At 69.3% G+C, this 1,453-nt stretch carries 1 protein-coding gene; it reads right to left on the reverse strand.

Translation table 11 applies throughout. From position 1 onward, the window contains the following. Positions 1–44: 44 nt before the first annotated feature. Positions 45–1,313 (reverse strand): IS256 family transposase, encoded by a 1,269-nt coding sequence (locus MY520_RS27835; RefSeq protein WP_436695940.1) that lies wholly within the window; start codon positions 1,311–1,313, stop codon positions 45–47. Between the last annotated feature and the right edge of the window lie 140 nt (positions 1,314–1,453).

Raw genomic sequence — 1,453 nt, forward strand, 5'->3', positions numbered from 1 at the left:
GGGTGTGTCAGCTGGCCTGTGTAAGTGCCTGACTCGGTGATGGGTCAGGCCAGGTCGAGCCGGCCCGGGAACATGATGTCGAACTGGTTGAGTGCTGTCTTCCAGGCGCCGCTGCCGCGGCCGGCGGTGGCCCGGGTGGTAGTGCGGCCCATCTCCTTGCAGGCCAGGTAGAGGACCTTGATCAGGGCCTCGTCGGAGGGGAAGTGGCCGCGGTTGCGGGTGCTGCGGCGCAGCTGACTGTTGATGCTCTCGATCATGTTCGTGGTGTAGATGACCTTGCGGACCTCGGGGGCGAAGTCGAACAGCGGAATGACCCGCTCCCAGGAGTCGCGCCAGCGGCGGATGACCGCGGGATTGTTCCGGCCGAAGTCGGACTCGGCCAGCGCCTCGAGCTCGGCGCGGGCGGCGGCCTCGGTCGGCGCGCTGTAGATGGTGCGCAGCAGCGCGGCGACCTTCTTGCGGTCGTTGTAGTTGACCCAGCGCAGCGAGGCCCGGACCAGATGCACGATGCAGGTCTGCACCACCGTCTCGGGCCAGACCGCGGTGATCGCCTCGGGCAGCCCGGTCAGCCCGTCGCAGACGGCGATGAGCACGTCGACGACTCCGCGGGCCTTGAGTTCGTTCATCACCCGCAGCCAGAACTTGGCGCCCTCGGTGGTCTCCACCCAGATGCCCAGGACCTCCTTGCGGCCCTCGGCGTCGACCCCGACGGCCAGGTGCGCGGCCTTGTTCCGCACGCTGCCGCCGTCGCGGACCTTGCAGACCAGCGCGTCGAGGAAGATCACCGGATAGACGCTGTTGAGCGGGCGGGCCTGCCACTCGGCGACCTCGGCGTGCACCGCGTCGGTGATCTTGCTGATCAGGTCCGGGGAGACGTCGACGTCGTAGATCTCGGCCAGGTGCGCGGTGATGTCGCGGGTGCTCATGCCCTTCGCGTAGAGGCCGAGGACGATCTTGTCGATGCCATCCAGCCGGCGCTGGCCCTTGCGCACGATCTGCGGGGTGAACGTGCCGGCCCGATCCCGCGGTGTCTCCAGCGCCACCGGCCCGGCCTCGGTCAGCAGCGTCTTGGGCGTGCTGCCGTTGCGCGAGTTGCCCGAGCCGCGACCGGCCGCGTCGCCGGACTCGTAGCCCAGATGGTCGGTCAGCTCCTCGGCCAGGGCGGCCTCCAGCACCGACTTCATCATCTGTCCCAGCAGCCCGGAGTCCCCGGCGATGTCCAGGCCTTCCTCGCGGGCCTGGGTCACCAGCCGGCGCGCCAGGTCCGGTGAGACCAGCGGTTGCTCCCCGCCGTCACGGCGAGGCCGGCCCACCCGTCCTCGAGGCTTCTCGGCCGGCACCGCACCATCGTCGACCACCGGCGACTGCACTGCGTCTGTCACTGCGTGTCCTCTCCGAGCCATGAGGGCTCAGCTTCGGAGTCACGCACTTACACAGCAGACCTGACACGCCC

This window comes from Geodermatophilus sp. CPCC 205506, from assembly GCF_051383635.1.
Classification (GTDB): domain Bacteria; phylum Actinomycetota; class Actinomycetes; order Mycobacteriales; family Geodermatophilaceae; genus Geodermatophilus.